The sequence below is a fragment of the Serratia entomophila genome (assembly GCF_021462285.1).
Lineage (GTDB): Bacteria > Pseudomonadota > Gammaproteobacteria > Enterobacterales > Enterobacteriaceae > Serratia > Serratia entomophila.
In genome coordinates this window covers 3,496,886-3,511,767 of sequence record NZ_CP082787.1, presented here as the reverse complement: position 1 = coordinate 3,511,767, position 14,882 = coordinate 3,496,886, and the positions used below count along the sequence as shown (strand labels likewise).

The 14,882-nt window shown below is 61.0% G+C and carries 15 protein-coding genes; 11 read left to right on the top strand and 4 right to left on the bottom strand.

Translation table 11 applies throughout. From position 1 onward, the window contains the following. The first annotated feature begins 387 nt into the window (after positions 1-387). On the top strand, positions 388-870 hold the full coding sequence (gene sixA, locus KHA73_RS17010; protein WP_234585572.1) for a phosphohistidine phosphatase SixA: 483 nt from the start codon (positions 388-390) through the stop codon (positions 868-870). A gap of 64 nt (positions 871-934) precedes the next feature. On the opposite strand, the gene smrB is transcribed toward sixA, so the two are convergent. After that, the gene (gene smrB / locus KHA73_RS17005) at positions 935-1,465 is read right to left on the bottom strand and encodes an endonuclease SmrB (protein WP_234585571.1); all 531 of its coding nucleotides are present in this window, start codon (positions 1,463-1,465) and stop codon (positions 935-937) included. A gap of 170 nt (positions 1,466-1,635) precedes the next feature. On the opposite strand from smrB, the gene prmB reads away from it, so the two are divergent. The 6 genes from prmB (at position 1,636) to KHA73_RS16975 (ending at position 6,294) form a co-directional block, all read left to right on the top strand. Further along, positions 1,636-2,568 carry a 50S ribosomal protein L3 N(5)-glutamine methyltransferase gene (gene prmB, locus KHA73_RS17000; protein ID WP_234585570.1) on the top strand — a complete coding sequence of 311 codons (933 nt, stop codon included), beginning with the start codon at positions 1,636-1,638 and terminating at the stop codon, positions 2,566-2,568. Positions 2,569-2,631: 63 nt separating this feature from the next. Then, positions 2,632-3,717, top strand: a complete 1,086-nt coding sequence (gene aroC, locus KHA73_RS16995) for a chorismate synthase (RefSeq protein ID WP_234585569.1) — start codon at positions 2,632-2,634, stop codon at positions 3,715-3,717. 5 nt (positions 3,718-3,722) lie between these two features. Then, complete coding sequence (mepA, locus tag KHA73_RS16990; RefSeq protein WP_234585568.1) at positions 3,723-4,550, top strand: penicillin-insensitive murein endopeptidase; 828 nt, start codon at positions 3,723-3,725, stop codon at positions 4,548-4,550. Between the two features lie 3 nt (positions 4,551-4,553). Further along, positions 4,554-5,354: a sulfite exporter TauE/SafE family protein gene (locus tag KHA73_RS16985; protein WP_234585566.1), complete on the top strand. Its 801-nt coding sequence runs from the start codon at positions 4,554-4,556 to the stop codon at positions 5,352-5,354. Between the two features lie 68 nt (positions 5,355-5,422). Beyond that, the gene (locus KHA73_RS16980) at positions 5,423-5,980 is read left to right on the top strand and encodes an elongation factor P hydroxylase (protein WP_234585564.1); all 558 of its coding nucleotides are present in this window, start codon (positions 5,423-5,425) and stop codon (positions 5,978-5,980) included. 32 nt (positions 5,981-6,012) lie between these two features. Next, positions 6,013-6,294: a YfcL family protein gene (locus KHA73_RS16975; protein ID WP_234585562.1), complete on the top strand. Its 282-nt coding sequence runs from the start codon at positions 6,013-6,015 to the stop codon at positions 6,292-6,294. A 43-nt stretch (positions 6,295-6,337) separates the two neighbouring features. Here KHA73_RS16975 and mnmC read toward each other — a convergent pair whose 3' ends face one another. Further along, positions 6,338-8,359, bottom strand: coding sequence for a bifunctional tRNA (5-methylaminomethyl-2-thiouridine)(34)-methyltransferase MnmD/FAD-dependent 5-carboxymethylaminomethyl-2-thiouridine(34) oxidoreductase MnmC (gene mnmC / locus KHA73_RS16970; RefSeq protein ID WP_234585561.1), 2,022 nt, complete (start codon positions 8,357-8,359; stop codon positions 6,338-6,340). Between the two features lie 171 nt (positions 8,360-8,530). Here mnmC and fabB point away from each other — a divergent pair, with 171 nt between their 5' ends. Together fabB and KHA73_RS16960 are read left to right on the top strand one after the other, a co-directional pair. Continuing rightward, entirely contained in the window at positions 8,531-9,745 is a 1,215-nt protein-coding gene (gene fabB / locus KHA73_RS16965) for a beta-ketoacyl-ACP synthase I (RefSeq protein ID WP_234585560.1), read from the top strand. 209 nt (positions 9,746-9,954) lie between these two features. Continuing rightward, entirely contained in the window at positions 9,955-10,176 is a 222-nt protein-coding gene (locus KHA73_RS16960) for a putative periplasmic lipoprotein (RefSeq protein ID WP_004936201.1), read from the top strand. Positions 10,177-10,231: 55 nt separating this feature from the next. On the opposite strand, the gene apbE is transcribed toward KHA73_RS16960, so the two are convergent. Then, positions 10,232-11,263, bottom strand: a complete 1,032-nt coding sequence (gene apbE / locus KHA73_RS16955) for an FAD:protein FMN transferase ApbE (RefSeq protein WP_234585559.1) — start codon at positions 11,261-11,263, stop codon at positions 10,232-10,234. A gap of 157 nt (positions 11,264-11,420) precedes the next feature. Here apbE and KHA73_RS16950 point away from each other — a divergent pair, with 157 nt between their 5' ends. Then, a complete protein-coding gene (locus KHA73_RS16950) occupies positions 11,421-12,533 on the top strand; it encodes an SLC13 family permease (protein WP_234585558.1) in 1,113 nt (370 codons plus the stop codon). A 3-nt stretch (positions 12,534-12,536) separates the two neighbouring features. Here the strand turns inward: KHA73_RS16950 and pepT are convergent, their stop codons facing one another. Next, positions 12,537-13,769, bottom strand: coding sequence for a peptidase T (pepT, locus tag KHA73_RS16945; protein ID WP_234585557.1), 1,233 nt, complete (start codon positions 13,767-13,769; stop codon positions 12,537-12,539). Positions 13,770-13,985: 216 nt separating this feature from the next. Between pepT and KHA73_RS16940 the strand changes: the two genes are divergently transcribed. Then, complete coding sequence (locus KHA73_RS16940; RefSeq protein WP_234585556.1) at positions 13,986-14,882, top strand: endonuclease/exonuclease/phosphatase family protein; 897 nt, start codon at positions 13,986-13,988, stop codon at positions 14,880-14,882.

The following is a 14,882-nucleotide window of genomic DNA, read 5'->3' as shown; positions in this document are numbered from 1 at the left end:
TGCACTATAGTTGCAACAGGGCCGCATTGTGATCGTCATCACTCCTTGCAAAGCTTGCAATTCCGGACCCTGTACAGGGAGATAGGGGAGGGGTAAGTTAGGCCGGTGGCGGCAAAAGACTGACCGCCGTCAATAAATTTCATGCTGGATAGGTTAAAATTTAACCCGTTGAATTGATTGTTATGTGAGCAGGTGATTCGTATCCGGACGCGGTTGATGTAAAAAACAGCGTTTTCTTTACGTAAACTTTCAGGCAAAATGCCCGGCCGCCATAGAGAGACGGCGCGTTATCGTTTCAAGGCTTCGGCTTTGGGGTTGTAAAACTCGGCGGTACAGCACGCACGGCGTTTCTGTATAGCGTTATTTTGTCAACAACAGCGGTGCAATATGCAAGTTTTGATTATGCGTCACGGAGAGGCGGCACTCGATGCGGCCAGCGATGCGGTAAGGCCCCTTACCCCGTGCGGTCGTGATGAGTCTCGTCAGATGGCGGCCTGGTTGAATACCAAGTCTCTGGATATTGAACGCGTGCTGGTCAGCCCTTATCTGCGGGCAGAACAGACGCTGGCGACGGTGCGCGAAGCGTTGACGCTGCCGGAAGGCGAAGAGGTGTTGCCCGAGCTGACGCCGGGCGGCGACGCCGGGCATGTCGGCAGCTACCTGCAGGCGTTGGCGATGCAAGGGGTGAGCTCGGTGCTGATCGTCTCTCACTTGCCGCTGGTGGGGTACCTGGTGGCCGAACTGTGCCCGGGCGAGTGCCCGCCGATGTTCGCCACTTCCGCGATCGCCAATGTCGATTTGGCGGCCGACGGCAGCTACGGCAAGTTCGAATGGCAGGTGAGCCCATCGCAGGTGATGGCCAAGGTCTGAGCTGCCGGTGGCGGTACCGATAAAAAGGGCGATGTCTGACATCGCCCTTTGTCGTTTCTGGCCGTTATTCCGCCAGCTCGACCAGCAGCAGAATGGCCGCGTTGCCGCCCCATTCCTTCGGCGCCTGGTGGAACGCCAGCACGTCGGGGTGCTGCGCCAGCCACAGCGGCGTTTGCTGCTTGAGAATGTGTTTGCCGTGGCCGTGCATCACGCAGGCGCAGTGCACGTGTTCGCGCTTGCAGGCGGCGATCAGCGCCCCCAGCTCCTGCTTGGCCTGCATTTGGGTCAGGCCGTGCAAATCGAGAAACAGATCCGGCGAATAGTCGCCGCGGCGCAGCTTCTTCAGCTCGAACGGGCTGTAACCCGGGCGCACATAGCGCGTCGGGCCTTCCTCCTCCAACTGTGGCTGATATTCATCAGAGAAATAATAGCTGGCGTCGACCTGCTCCTGCAGCAGGCGCTGCGGCGCCGCCTGTTTTATCTTTGGCTTGGGCGGGCGGTGGACGATAGTGTCCTGTCGCAGTTTTTTCGCGCCCGCAACCGACTCTCTGAAGAGCTGCAGTTCATCTTTGCTCAGAGGGTGCTTGTTCTTCATTCTTCATTCACCGGAAATCATTTATCACGCTAGTTTACCTTGTGAATGAGCGCTGTCGACGCAAAACTCGGGCCAGAATGAAAAGCGCAAGGGGTTAGCGTGATTTGTCGCGGGCTTCATGGCAAACTATGCGGCTAAATCATGAATCACAGTGCCTGCCGGAGGGCAAATTGGACAAAATTTTCGTCGACGAAGCAGTGAACGAACTGCACACCATTCAGGATATGCTGCGCTGGGCGGTGAGCCGCTTCAACGCCGCCAATATCTACTATGGTCACGGAACCGATAATCCGTGGGACGAAGCGGTGCAATTGGTGCTGCCAAGCCTGTTCCTGCCGTTGGATATTCCAGAGGACATGCACACCGCACGTTTGACCTCCAGCGAGCGCCACCGCATCGTTGAGCGCGTGATCCGCCGCGTCAACGAGCGCATCCCGGTCGCCTACCTGACCAACAAAGCCTGGTTCTGCGGCATGGAATTCTACGTGGACGAGCGCGTGCTGGTGCCGCGTTCGCCGATTGGCGAGCTGATCAACGATCGCTTCAGCGCGTTGATCCCGCACCCGCCGCGCCATATTCTCGACATGTGCACCGGCAGCGGCTGCATCGCCATCGCCTGCGGCTACGCCTTCCCGGAGGCGGAAGTGGACGCGGTGGACATTTCCAGCGACGTGCTGGCGGTGACCGAGCGCAACATTCAGGCACACGGCGTCGAACATCAGGTGATCCCGATCCGTTCCGATCTGTTTCGCGACGTGCCGGCGATCCAATACGATCTGATCGTCACCAACCCGCCGTATGTGGACGCGGAAGACATGTCTGACCTGCCGCAGGAGTTCCGCTTCGAGCCGGAGCTGGGCCTGGCGGCGGGCAGCGACGGCCTGAAGCTGGTGCGCCGCATCCTGGCCTGCGCGCCGGATTACCTGAGCGACGACGGGGTGCTGATTTGTGAAGTGGGCAACAGCATGGTACATCTGATGGAACAATATCCGGATATTCCGTTCACCTGGCTGGAGTTCGAAAACGGCGGCGACGGCGTATTCATGCTGACCAAACAACAGCTGGTGGATTGCAAGGCGCACTTCAGCCTCTACCGCAGCTAAGCATAATGACGGGCCCGCAAGGCCGGGCCCCATAACGATAATGACCAAGGGTAAGGAGCCGTGATGGCTGGAAACAGTATTGGGCAGATTTTCCGCGTCACCACATTTGGTGAATCTCACGGGATAGCGCTGGGGTGTATCGTCGACGGCGTGCCGCCAGGCATCCCGCTTACTGAAGCCGATTTGCAGCACGATCTGGACCGCCGCCGTCCGGGGACTTCGCGTTATACCACCCAGCGCCGCGAACCGGACCAGGTGCGTATCCTCTCCGGCGTGTTTGAGGGGGTGACCACCGGCACCAGCATCGGGTTGATGATCGAAAATACCGACCAGCGCTCCCAGGACTACAGCGCCATCAAAGACGTGTTCCGCCCGGGACATGCCGACTACACCTACGAACAAAAATATGGCCTGCGCGACTACCGCGGCGGCGGCCGCTCTTCGGCGCGCGAAACCGCAATGCGCGTGGCGGCCGGGGCGATCGCCAAGAAATATCTGCAGCAGAAGTTCGGCGTGCGGGTGCGCGGCTATCTGGCGCAAATTGGCGACGTGACCTGTGAATTGAAAGACTGGGATCAGGTCGAGCAAAACCCGTTCTTCTGCCCGGATCCGGACAAGCTGGAGCCACTGGACGAACTGATGCGTGCGCTGAAGAAAGAGGGCGACTCTATCGGCGCCAAGGTCAGCGTGATCGCCGAAAACGTGCCGGTTGGCCTGGGCGAGCCGGTCTTTGACCGCCTGGACGCCGATCTGGCCCACGCGCTGATGAGCATCAACGCGGTAAAAGGCGTGGAAATCGGCGACGGTTTTGGCGTGGTGACCAAGCGCGGCAGCGAAAACCGCGACGAAATCACCCCGGAAGGCTTCCAGAGCAACCATGCGGGCGGCATTCTCGGCGGCATCAGCAGCGGGCAGCCGGTGATCGCGCATCTGGCGCTCAAGCCGACTTCCAGCATTATGGTGCCGGGCCGCACCATCAATCGCCAGGGCGAGGCGGTGGAAATGGTCACCCGCGGCCGCCACGACCCTTGCGTGGGCATCCGTGCGGTGCCGATCGCCGAAGCGATGATGGCGATTGTGCTGATGGATCACCTGCTGCGCCAGCGTGCGCAGAACGGTGATGTGGTTTCCGACGTTCCGCGCTGGTAATCGCCATGAAAAACTGGATGTTGGGTCTGGCTGCCCTGATGGCCTCTGGTTCCGCTTTGGCGTTGACGCCGTGGCAGAAAATCGATCACCCGGTGGCCGGCGCGCCGCAGGCGGTTGGCGGCTTCGCCAACGGCTGCATTATCGGCGCCCAGCCGCTGCCGCTGAACTCAGCGGATTATCAGGTGATGCGCACCGATCAGCGCCGCTATTTCGGCCACCCGGATCTGCTGGCGTTTATTCAACGTCTCAGCAGCAAGGCGAATCAGAAATCGCTGGGCACGGTGCTGATCGGCGATATGGCGATGCCGGCCGGCGGGCGCTTCAGCAGCGGTCACGCCAGCCACCAGTCGGGGCTGGACGTCGACATCTGGCTGCAGCTGCCGCGCCAGCGCTGGAGTGCGCAGCAGTTGCTGAAGCCGCAGCCGATCGATCTGGTTTCGGGCGACGGCAAGCAGGTGGTGGCGCGCCAGTGGCAGCCGCAGATTGCCTCTCTGATTAAACTGGCGGCGCAGGATGCCGAAGTGACGCGCATCTTCGTCAACCCGGCGATCAAACAGCGCCTGTGTCTGGATGCCGGCGCCGACCGCGACTGGCTGCACAAGGTGCGGCCGTGGTTCGGCCACCGCGCGCACATGCACGTGCGTTTGCGCTGCCCGGCGGGCAGCCTTGAATGTAAAGAGCAGGATACGCCGCCGCCGGGCGATGGCTGCGGTGCCGAGCTGGCGAGCTGGTTCGTGCCGCATCAACCGAGCGCCAAACCGGGTAAACCGGTGCCGCCGCCGTTACCGCCTACCTGTCAGGCATTGCTGGATAATCATTTCGCAGCGGAATAATAAATGGACTGGTTAGTCGTTGGCCCCGAGATGCTCGGGGTTTTGTTTGCCGTGGCGCTGTTGGCGGGATTTATCGATTCCATCGCCGGCGGCGGTGGGTTGCTGACGGTGCCGGCGCTGCTGGCGGTGGGGGTTCCCCCGGCACAGGCGTTGGCGACCAACAAGCTGCAGTCGGTGGGCGGTTCCTTCTCCGCCAGCCTGTACTTTATTCGCCGCGGCGCGGTGAACCTCAAAGAACAGAAACTGACCATTCTGCTGACGCTGATTGGCTCGATCATCGGGGCGATCCTGGTGCAGCACATGCGCGCCGATCTGCTGCGGCAGATGCTGCCGCTGCTGGTGATCGGCATCGGCCTGTATTTCCTGCTGATGCCGCGGCTGGGCGAGGAAGATCGCCAACGCCGCCTGGGCGCTTTGCCCTTTGGTCTGGTGGCCGGCGGCTGCGTTGGGTTTTATGACGGCTTCTTCGGCCCCGGCGCCGGTTCTTTCTATGCGTTGGCCTACGTGACGCTGTGCGGTTTTAATCTGGCCAAGTCCACCGCGCACGCCAAGGTGCTGAATTTCACCTCCAACGTCGGCGGGCTGGCGCTGTTTATCATCGGCGGCAAGGTGGTGTGGAGCATCGGGTTGGTGATGCTGGTGGGGCAGGTGCTGGGCGCGCGCCTCGGGGCGCACATGGTGCTGACCCGCGGGCAAAAGCTGATCCGGCCGATGATCGTCATCGTCTCGCTGGTGATGAGCTGCAAGCTGTTGTACGACAATCACGGCGCAGAAATTCAGCAGTGGCTGGCGTTGCATATTTAGCAGTGCCAGAAGAGCATTAACGTGGAATAATCGCCACTTTATTTTTGTGGTTATAGAGTTTTTTATTTATGTCGGACACGCAGACCACCCATCAATACGAACAGCTGATCGCTATTTTCAATCAGTGCTTCAGCGATGATTACAATACCCGGTTGGTGAAGGGGGATGACGAACCCATTTACCTGCCGGCCGATGACGAACTGCCGTACCACCGCATCGTCTTCGCCCATGGTTTTTACGCCAGCGGCCTGCATGAGATCTCGCACTGGTGCATCGCCGGCGAGGCGCGCCGCAAGCTGATGGACTTCGGCTATTGGTACTGCCCGGACGGCCGCGACGCGCAAACGCAGAGCGAGTTCGAAGCGGTGGAGATCAAACCGCAGGCGCTGGAGTGGATGTTCTGCACGGCGGCCGGTTTTCCGTTCAACGTCAGCTGCGACAACCTGAACGGCGACTGCGAGCCGGATCGCATCGCGTTCCAGCGCAAGGTGCGCGCCCGGGTGTTGCACCTGCTGGAGCAGGGAATACCCACAAGGCCCGCGCGCTTTATTCAGGCGCTGCAATCGTTTTACAATACGCCCCCCTTGGCGGCCGAGCATTTTCCCTACCCGGAAGATCTCAACTGACGCCAATGCTTGTTATTTTATGAGGAAATTTGATGATCGCAGAATTCGAAGCGCGCATTCTGGCGCTGATTGATGACATGGTAGAGCACGCCAGCGATGATGAACTGTTTGCCGGTGGCTACCTGCGCGGTCATCTGACGCTGGCGGTAGCCGAAGCGGAAGAGCAGGGCGAGCACACCGCCGAAGCGCTGAAAGCGCGGGTTGAAAGCAGCCTGAACAAAGCCATCACCGCCGGGGAGCTGTCGCCGCCGGATCAGGTATTGGTGCGCGGCATGTGGGAAAATCTGTACCAGACCGCATTGCCAACCGCCTAAGCGTCGTTTTCCGGGGCGCCGTTCAGTGCGCCCCGTGATGAGATTATACCGCCCGCCCCTTCAGTAATTTTCGTATCCACATCCGGTTGGGATTCAGCGCCGCCAACGTCTGCGCGTCGCCCGGCAGCGGCTCGCCGAACAGCTGCGCCGCCAGAATTTCCGCCGCCAGCGGCGCCGAGCACAGCCCGCGCGATCCCAATCCGCCGATGGCAAACAAACCCGGGTACACCGGCGCATCGGCCACGGCTTCGCCGCGCTGGTTTTGCTGCTGCAGGTTCTGGTACTGCGCCAGCGTGGCCTGATAGTCCGGCAGCGCACCGACCATCGGCAGGTGGTCGCGGGTGGCGCTGCGCACGCCGCAGCGCGCCTGCCGGGCGCTGACGTCCACCTGCTGCGGCCAGTCTTGCTCCGGCAGGCAGCGCAGCAGGCGTGCCCGGTTGTCCTGCTGTTCTTCTTCTCGGTAGTCGGTAGCGGTATCGCCGCGCTGGTAGCTGGCGCCGATGCAGTGCTGGCCGTTATCGACGTTCACCGGCGTCAGATAGCCGTCGTAGCACAGCACCTGTTTCAGTTGGCCGAGCGCAGTGCCGGTGGGAATATGAGAAACCTGGCCACGCACCGCATACAGCGGCAGGGCCTCCGTCGGCGCCAGCTCGGCCAGACGATGGCCGTTGGCCAGGATCACCGTCGCATGCCGGGCGCTTTCGCCGTTGGCGAACTCGACTCGCCAACTTGCGTCTTCGCGGCTCAGCGCCTGCGCGTCATATTGGTACCGGCAGGCCATGCCCTGCTTTCGCGCCAGTTCGATGGCGCTGCGGGTCAGTTCGGCCGGGCACAGCCAGCCGCCCAGCGGGTAGGTAATGCCGCCAAAGCCGCTGTCGACGCCGCACAGTTCGCTGAGCGCAGGGCGGTCGACCGCCATGGCCAGCGCCGCCGGCCGTTCCACCTTCAGCATATTGGCAATCTTGGCGGCGCTCTTGTCGTCATAGGCCAGTTGGCTGACGCCGCACCATTGATGAGCGAAACTCACGCCCTGGCGCAGCAAGTCGTCGTACTGGCGACGCGCGAAGGGGAAAGCGGCGCTGAAGAAGCTCTCCAGCGCATCGCCGCGGCCGTTCAACAGTGGATAAAGCGCCCCCTGGCGGTTGCCGGAGGCGCCTTCGGCCGGCTGCGCATCCGCACAGTACAGCGTGACGCGGGCGCCGCGCCGCAGCAGGGCCAGCGCGGTCAGGGCGCTGGCGATGCCGCCGCCGACGATGGCGATATCTGCGGTGTTTTGCGCCGCCGGCCGTTGCAGCCAGGGGGCAGGGTGCGGCGCAGCGGGCGCGTCGGCCGGCAGTTCACCGGCGAGCATTTCGCGCTTCTGGCCGAAGCCTTTGCAACGGTTTACCTGAAAACCGGCCTGTTGCAGCCCGCGCCGCACAAAGCCGGCGGCGGTGAAGGTGGCGAAGCTGCCCTGCGGGCGGGCAAAGCGCGCCATGGCGGCGAACAGCCGTTCGGTCCACATATCGGGATTTTTAGAGGGCGCAAAACCGTCGAGGAACCAGGCGTCGACCTGGTTATTCATGCTGGCGTCGAAATGCGGCAGCAGTTCGTTGACGTCGCCGAACCACAGATCGAGCGTGATGCGGCCTCCGGCCAGCAGCAGGCGGTGGCATCCCGGCAGCGGCAACGGCCACTGGGCGCGCAGCTCGTCGGCGTAGGGCGCCAGCTCCGGCCAGCGTGCGTGCGCCGCCGCCAAATCGGCCTGCTGCAGCGGGAATTTTTCGAAGCTGATAAAGTGCAGGCGCTGCAACCGGGCCTGGGGCTGCGCCTGCTGAAAAGCGGCGAAAGCCTGCCATAGCGTTAGAAAGTTCAGCCCGGTGCCGAAGCCGGTTTCCGCCACGATAAACAGCGCGCGCGGGTGTTCGGCAAAGCGCTGCGGCAGCTGATTGCCGCCGAGAAATACATAACGGGTTTCTTCCAGCCCATCCTGATTAGAAAAATAGACGTCATCAAACTGTTTCGAAACAGGTGTACCCTGTTCGTTCCAGGTTAGCGTTGCGGTTTGGATGGGGGCATGGCTCACGGTCAAGTTGCTCGTAACTCAAGGGATGTCGCGAATTCTAACGGTGCTGGCGCCGTGGCGCAAACTGGATAAGAATAAAGCTGAAAAACGCTGATCGGACTTGTTCGGCGTACATCTGTACGCTAAAGTGCGAGGCAAAATCCCGTAGGTTAATAGTGGAAGAGGTATTGAATGAAACGTGCAGTGATTACTGGCCTGGGAATCGTCTCCAGCATTGGTAACAACCAGCAGGAGGTCCTGGCGAGCCTGCAGGAAGGTCGTTCTGGGATCACTTTCTCCCAGGAACTGAAAGATTCCGGCATGCGTAGTCACGTATGGGGCGATGTTAAACTGGACACCACGGGTCTGATCGACCGCAAAGTGATGCGCTTTATGAGCGACGCGTCCGTTTATGCCTATCTTTCCATGGAAGAAGCTATCAAGGATTCCGGCCTGGCTGCGGATCAGGTGTCTAACGATCGTACCGGCCTGGTGGTCGGCTCCGGCGGCGGCTCGCCGCGCAACCAGGTTGCCGGCTCCGACGGCATGCGCGCCAAAGGGCTGCGCGGCGTTGGCCCTTACATGGTGACCAAGGCGATGGCTTCCGGCGTTTCCGCTTGCCTGGCGACCCCGTTCAAAATCCGCGGCGTTAACTATTCCATCAGCTCCGCCTGCGCGACCTCCGCACATTGCATCGGTCACGCGGTGGAACTGATCCAGCTGGGCAAGCAGGACGTGGTATTCGCCGGCGGCGGCGAAGAGCTGTGCTGGGAAATGGCCTGTGAGTTCGACGCGATGGGCGCACTGTCTACCAGTTACAACGACACTCCGGAAAAAGCGTCCCGCACCTATGACTCCGCGCGTGACGGTTTCGTCATCGCAGGCGGCGGCGGCATGGTCGTGGTTGAAGAACTGGAGCACGCACTGGCGCGCGGCGCGCACATCTATGCGGAAATCGTCGGTTACGGCGCGACCTCCGACGGCGCAGACATGGTAGCCCCATCGGGCGAAGGCGCAGTGCGCTGCATGAAGATGGCGCTGCAGGGCGTCGACACCCCGATCGACTACATGAACGTGCATGGCACCTCCACGCCGGTTGGCGATGTGAAAGAGCTGGGCGCTATCCGCGAAGTGTTTGGCGACAATACCCCGGCCATCTCGTCCACCAAGGCGATGACCGGCCACTCCCTGGGCGCCGCAGGCGTGCAGGAAGCGATCTACAGCCTGCTGATGGTTGAGCACGGCTTTATCGCGCCGAGCATCAACATCGACAACCTGGACGAGCAGGCTGCCGGCATGAACATCGTGACTCAGCCGACCAAGCGCGCGCTGACCACCGTGATGTCCAACAGCTTCGGCTTCGGCGGCACCAACGCCACCCTGGTGATGCGCAAGCTGGCCAAATAACCTGCTGCGCTTTCCGATCAAGCCCGCCTTTGCGCGGGCTTTTTTATTGCTCGTCGCCCGCCGGGCGGGCGTTCGGAGTTATCTCAAATTACATCTGTTGACGGATCATTAACGCTTTATTCGGCTTTTTGAGCATACAATAGCCTCCATAACGCGATCATCACTCGGCGTAGCGTTTTTCGGAGTGATCGAACATTGAGGCAATAAGTATGAAAAAGTTAATTGCGGTTGGGTTACTGTCGGCTGTGCTGGCCGGATGCGCTACCGATTCTCCTTGCGTGCCGGTCTATGATGACCAGGGGCGCCTGGTGCACACCAATACCTGTATGAAAGGCACCACGCAGGATAACTGGGAAACCGCAGGCGCCATCGCCGGCGGCGCGGCGGCGGTTGCCGGCCTGACTCTCGGCATCATTGCGCTGACCAAATAAGGTTATTCGCTCAGTCCGTAAAAAGCCCGGCCATCGTTGCCGGGCTTTTTTTATCTCACTGCACCAGAAATGCTCTGAATTGCGGCGTCATCACGGCGCTGAAGCCATCGTCGGTTTTGCTGATCAGATAGACCGCCAGCCCTTTTTCTTCCGCCAGCTTCAAGGCTTTTTCCGTGCCCAGCACCATCAGCCCGGTATCCCAACCGTCGGCCTCCAGCGCGGTGGGGGCGATCACCGTGGCGGACACCAACCGGTGGTTGATTGGCCGGCCGGTGGTTGGATCGATAACGTGCGAATAACGCTGGCCGTTCTGTTCAAAATAATTGCGGTAGCTGCCGGCGGTGCTGATGCCATAACCCTGAAGATCGACCAGCGCCTGCACGGCATTTTCACGGTCGGTCGGTTTTTGGATCGCCACTCGCCAGGGCTTGCCCTGGCCGTTAACGCCGCGTGAAGACACCGCACCGCCGACCGACACCAGATAGTTGGTGATGCCGTTACGCGCCATCAGCCGCACCAGCTCGTCGGCGCCATAGCCTTCGCCCAGCGTCGAGAGATCGACGTACATCTCCGGCAGGTCTTTCTGCAGCCATTCTCCCCGGCTGTCGCTGAGCAGTTTCAGATGTTGCAGGCCGATATTTTGCTGCGCGGCGGCTATTTGCTGCGGGTCCGGCATCTTGACCGGGCGTTTGTCCGGGCCAAAGCCCCACAGGTTCACCAGCGGGCCGACGGTGATGTCCATGGCGCCGCCGGTATCGCGGCCGATGCGCTGCGCCATCAGGATGATATCCGCCATGCCGCGCGGAACAGCATAGGGATCGGTGCTGCGCGACCGGTTAAAGCGCGACAGTACCGAATCGGCGCGGTAGGTGGAAATATCGTCGTTGGCCCGTTCGAGCACCGCGTCGATTTGCTGCTGCAATTGCTGTTTGCCGATCGCGATATCGCCGCTGACCTTCACGCTGTAGAAGGTGCCCATGGTTTTGCCTTCTATGTCGAGCTGCGGGCGGGGTTGCGGGTCGTTGCAGGCGGCGAGCAGGCCGAAAATTGCGCTCAGCAGCAGCCCTCTGGCGAAAACGTTAGCCATAAAATATCCTTTGGAGCCATCAAAGGCGCTACAAATAAAGGAAAGCGCGGCAAATGAAAAGCGGAGAAAGGCAAAAATAGCATTTTGCTGGCGTTCGGTCCGCGCCTGAGCTAACGTCTGGGCTCTCCATTTCCGGTTATTTTTTCAAGCAGCCAACATGAGTTCAACCGCCATTTCCCGGCTTATCCGGCCGTTTCTCAACGATCGTTTTTTGCATGTCTTGCTGCTGGCCGGCGTGGCGATGTTTGCCTGGCACCCACAACCGGCGTCGGCGCTGGCCGGCTTTATCGACGGGCGCACCATTATCACCTTGCTGGGACTGATGTTGTTGACCAAGGGCGTGGAGGTCAGCGGCTATTTCGATTTTATCGGCCGCAGGATCATCACCGGGTTGCGCAGCGAGCGGCGGCTGGCGCTGTTTCTGGTGTTTTCCGCCGCGCTGCTGTCGTCGTTTCTTACCAATGATGTGGCGCTGTTTATCGTGATCCCGCTGACCATCACGCTGAAAAAGCTGTCGGCGCTGCCGATTGGCCGCTTGATCGTCTTTCAGGCGCTGGCGGTGAACGCCGGTTCGCTGCTGACGCCGATCGGCAACCCGCAAAACATCCTGCTGTGGAGCCGTTCTTCCCTGTCTTTTGCCGGTTTCATCGGCCAGATGGCGCCCTTTGGCGCAGCGATGATGCTCAGCCTGCTGGCGTTGACCTGGTTCTGCTTCCCGGCGCGCGATATCGTGAAAACCCCGCACACCGAAGGATACCCCTACCAGCGGCCGCTACTGCTGAGCTGCGTGGCGCTGTATGCGGTTTTTCTGCTGTGCCTCGACTTCAACCTGGCGCTATATGGGTTGCTGGCGGTGTTCGCCGGTTTTCTGCTGCTGGCGCGGCGCGTGCTGCTGCAGATCGACTGGAGCCTGATCTTCGTTTTTATTGCCATGTTTATCGACGTCGGCCTGTTTACCCGGCTGCCGGCGGTTCAGCCCTGGTTCGCCGCCATCGCCAACCTGAGCGATGGCGGTGTTTACGCGCTGGGCATTGGGTTGTCGCAGATAGTCAGCAACGTGCCGGCTACCATTTTGCTGCTCAATTATGTGCCTTCCGGTGCGCTGTTGGCCTATGCGGTCAACGCCGGCGGCTTCGGGTTGGCGATAGGTTCGCTGGCCAACCTGATTGCGCTGCGCATGTCGGGTGAGCGTAAAATCTGGCTGGCCTTCCATTACTACTCGTTGCCGCTATTGGCCTGGAGCGCGCTGCTCGGCTGGCTGCTGCTCTAGAGGTCAGCCGCGCGCCGCCAGCAGGCAGATGCTGCGCGTGACCTGATACGATTTCACAAAGGCGCTGACGGGCAGAAACTCGAAGCGCGAGTGGAAATTGTGGGCGCCGGTAAAGTAGTTGGGCGTCACCAGGCCGCGGCTGGACAGCGCGGCGCCGTCGGTGCCGCCGCGCATCGGGATCACCTTGGGCGGGATGCCGTGGGCGGCGAGGGCGCCGAAAATCAGCTCAATGGCGCGCCGATCTTCACCGAGAGAGTTGCTGATATTGCTGTAAATGTCGGTGACGCTGCAGCTGATTTTGGCGCGCGGGTACTGGGTGGCGACCTGGCGCACCACTTCGGCAATGCGCGCTTTGCGCGCGTTGAACGCCGCCAGATCGAAATCGCGTATCGACAGCTTCAGCGTGGCCTGATTGGCGTTGGCCGTCAGATCGTTGAACCAGAAATAGCCCTCGCGGCCTTCGGTATGCTCGGGCGTGTCTTTGATATCGAACTGATTGATGATGTCGGTAGCGACGCGTATCGGGTTAATCAGCACGTTTTTCGCCGACATCGGGTGGGCGGTAACGCCTTCGATGCGGATCTCCGCCGCCGCCGCATTGAAGTTCTCGTACACCACTTCGCCCAGTTCGCAGCAGTCGATGGTATAGGCGAAATCCACCTCAAAACGTTTCAAATCCAGCGCTTTGGCGCCGCGCAGGCCAATTTCTTCGTCCGGCACGAACGCCACGACGATATCGCCGTGGCGATCGGCGGCGGTAAGGTTCGCCAACAGGGTCATCACCACGGTGACCGCCGCCTTGTTATCTGCCCCGAGCACGCTGGTGCCGTCGCTGAAAATAATCTCTTCATCCCGGTAGGCGAGGATCTCCGGATGTTCAGCGGTGCGCAGCCAGATGTCCTGCCCGGCATTCAGGCACAAATCCTGCCCGCTGAAGCGCAGGCGCTGCGGATGGATCTCCGGTGCCAGCCCTACGTCGACGGTGTCGATATGGGTGATAAACCCGATGCGCGGCGCACCTGGCTGGGTGCCGGGTTTGCGGGCGGTGACGGTGGCGTGCTCATCGATCTGCACGTTCTCCAGCCCCAGCTGGCGCAGCTCTTCTGCCAGCAGCTTCGCCATCTCGTGCTGGCCGGGCGTGCTGGGCAGGGTGGTGGCGGAAGCGTCGCTCTGGCTGGTCACCGCCAGATAGCGGAAAAAACGTTCGGTAAGCTGTTCGGCAATCGGGCTGGTCATCAGGGTTCCTCACGGTTGGCAATCTATCGGTTTTAAAACTAAATCAGCCGTTTGTCCAACCGCACAATGCTTTCGCCGCCGGAATGCGAGACAGTGCGCAGAATCGAAAAATAGCGGCGCAACCAGGAAATAGTCGCAGGCATCTGCGGCAGAATCGGTATTAGCTGTGGGCCGGGGAGCGCCCGCGATAAAAAATCCGAACCGCAAGGAGAATACATGAATACCGGTCATGCTTTACTTATCACTTTGTTATCTTTGGGAATATCACAGGGCACCTGGGCGTCCAGCGACGGCGGCCATGCCAACAGCAACGCCAACAGCCGCGAGGTGGCCAGCGCGCTTGGCGGGTTGAAGAACAAAACCTACGCGCTGGAGCAGGCGCCGCAGATTCGCGTCGCCAGCTTTAATATCGCCGCCGGCAAAGTCAGCGACATGAGCGCCATCGCCAAGGCGATCCGTGCGATGAACGTTGACGTGGTGGCTCTGCAGGAGGTGGACAAGCTGACCGGCCGTAGCGGCAAGGTCGATCAGGCGGCGGAGCTGGCGAAGCTGACCGGCATGCAGGTGGTGTTCGGCCGGGCGATCGACTTTGACGGCGGCGAATACGGCCTGGCGTTCCTGTCGAAATACCCGCTGCATGACAGCAATATCTATCCGCTGCCATCCGGCCAGCGCGAGCAGCGCATTGCCTTCAGCGTACAGGTCGACGTACCTGAGTTCCCGGTGCCGATCACCCTGATCAACACCCATCTGGACACCAAGGAAGATCCGGCGCTGCGGCTTGAACAGGTGCGGGAGCTGAACGATCGCACCATCGAAATGCGCGGTATCAAGCTGCTGTTCGGCGACATGAACGACGTGCCGGGTAGCGTCACCTGGACGGAGCTGAGCCGTTACTGGAACGACATCATGCCGCGCGAGCAGGATGGCCGCAGCTGGCCGGCGGAAAACGCCGAAATCAAGGTGGATTACATCTTCAGCGGCAATGCGCAGCGCTGGCATCTGGACAGCCTGACGGTGCCGAACGCCAGCGGCGACTGGAATGGCATCCATTGGCCGGCGGTGAGCGATCATCTGCCATTGGTTGCCGAACTGCGGCTGACCGAGCAGTGA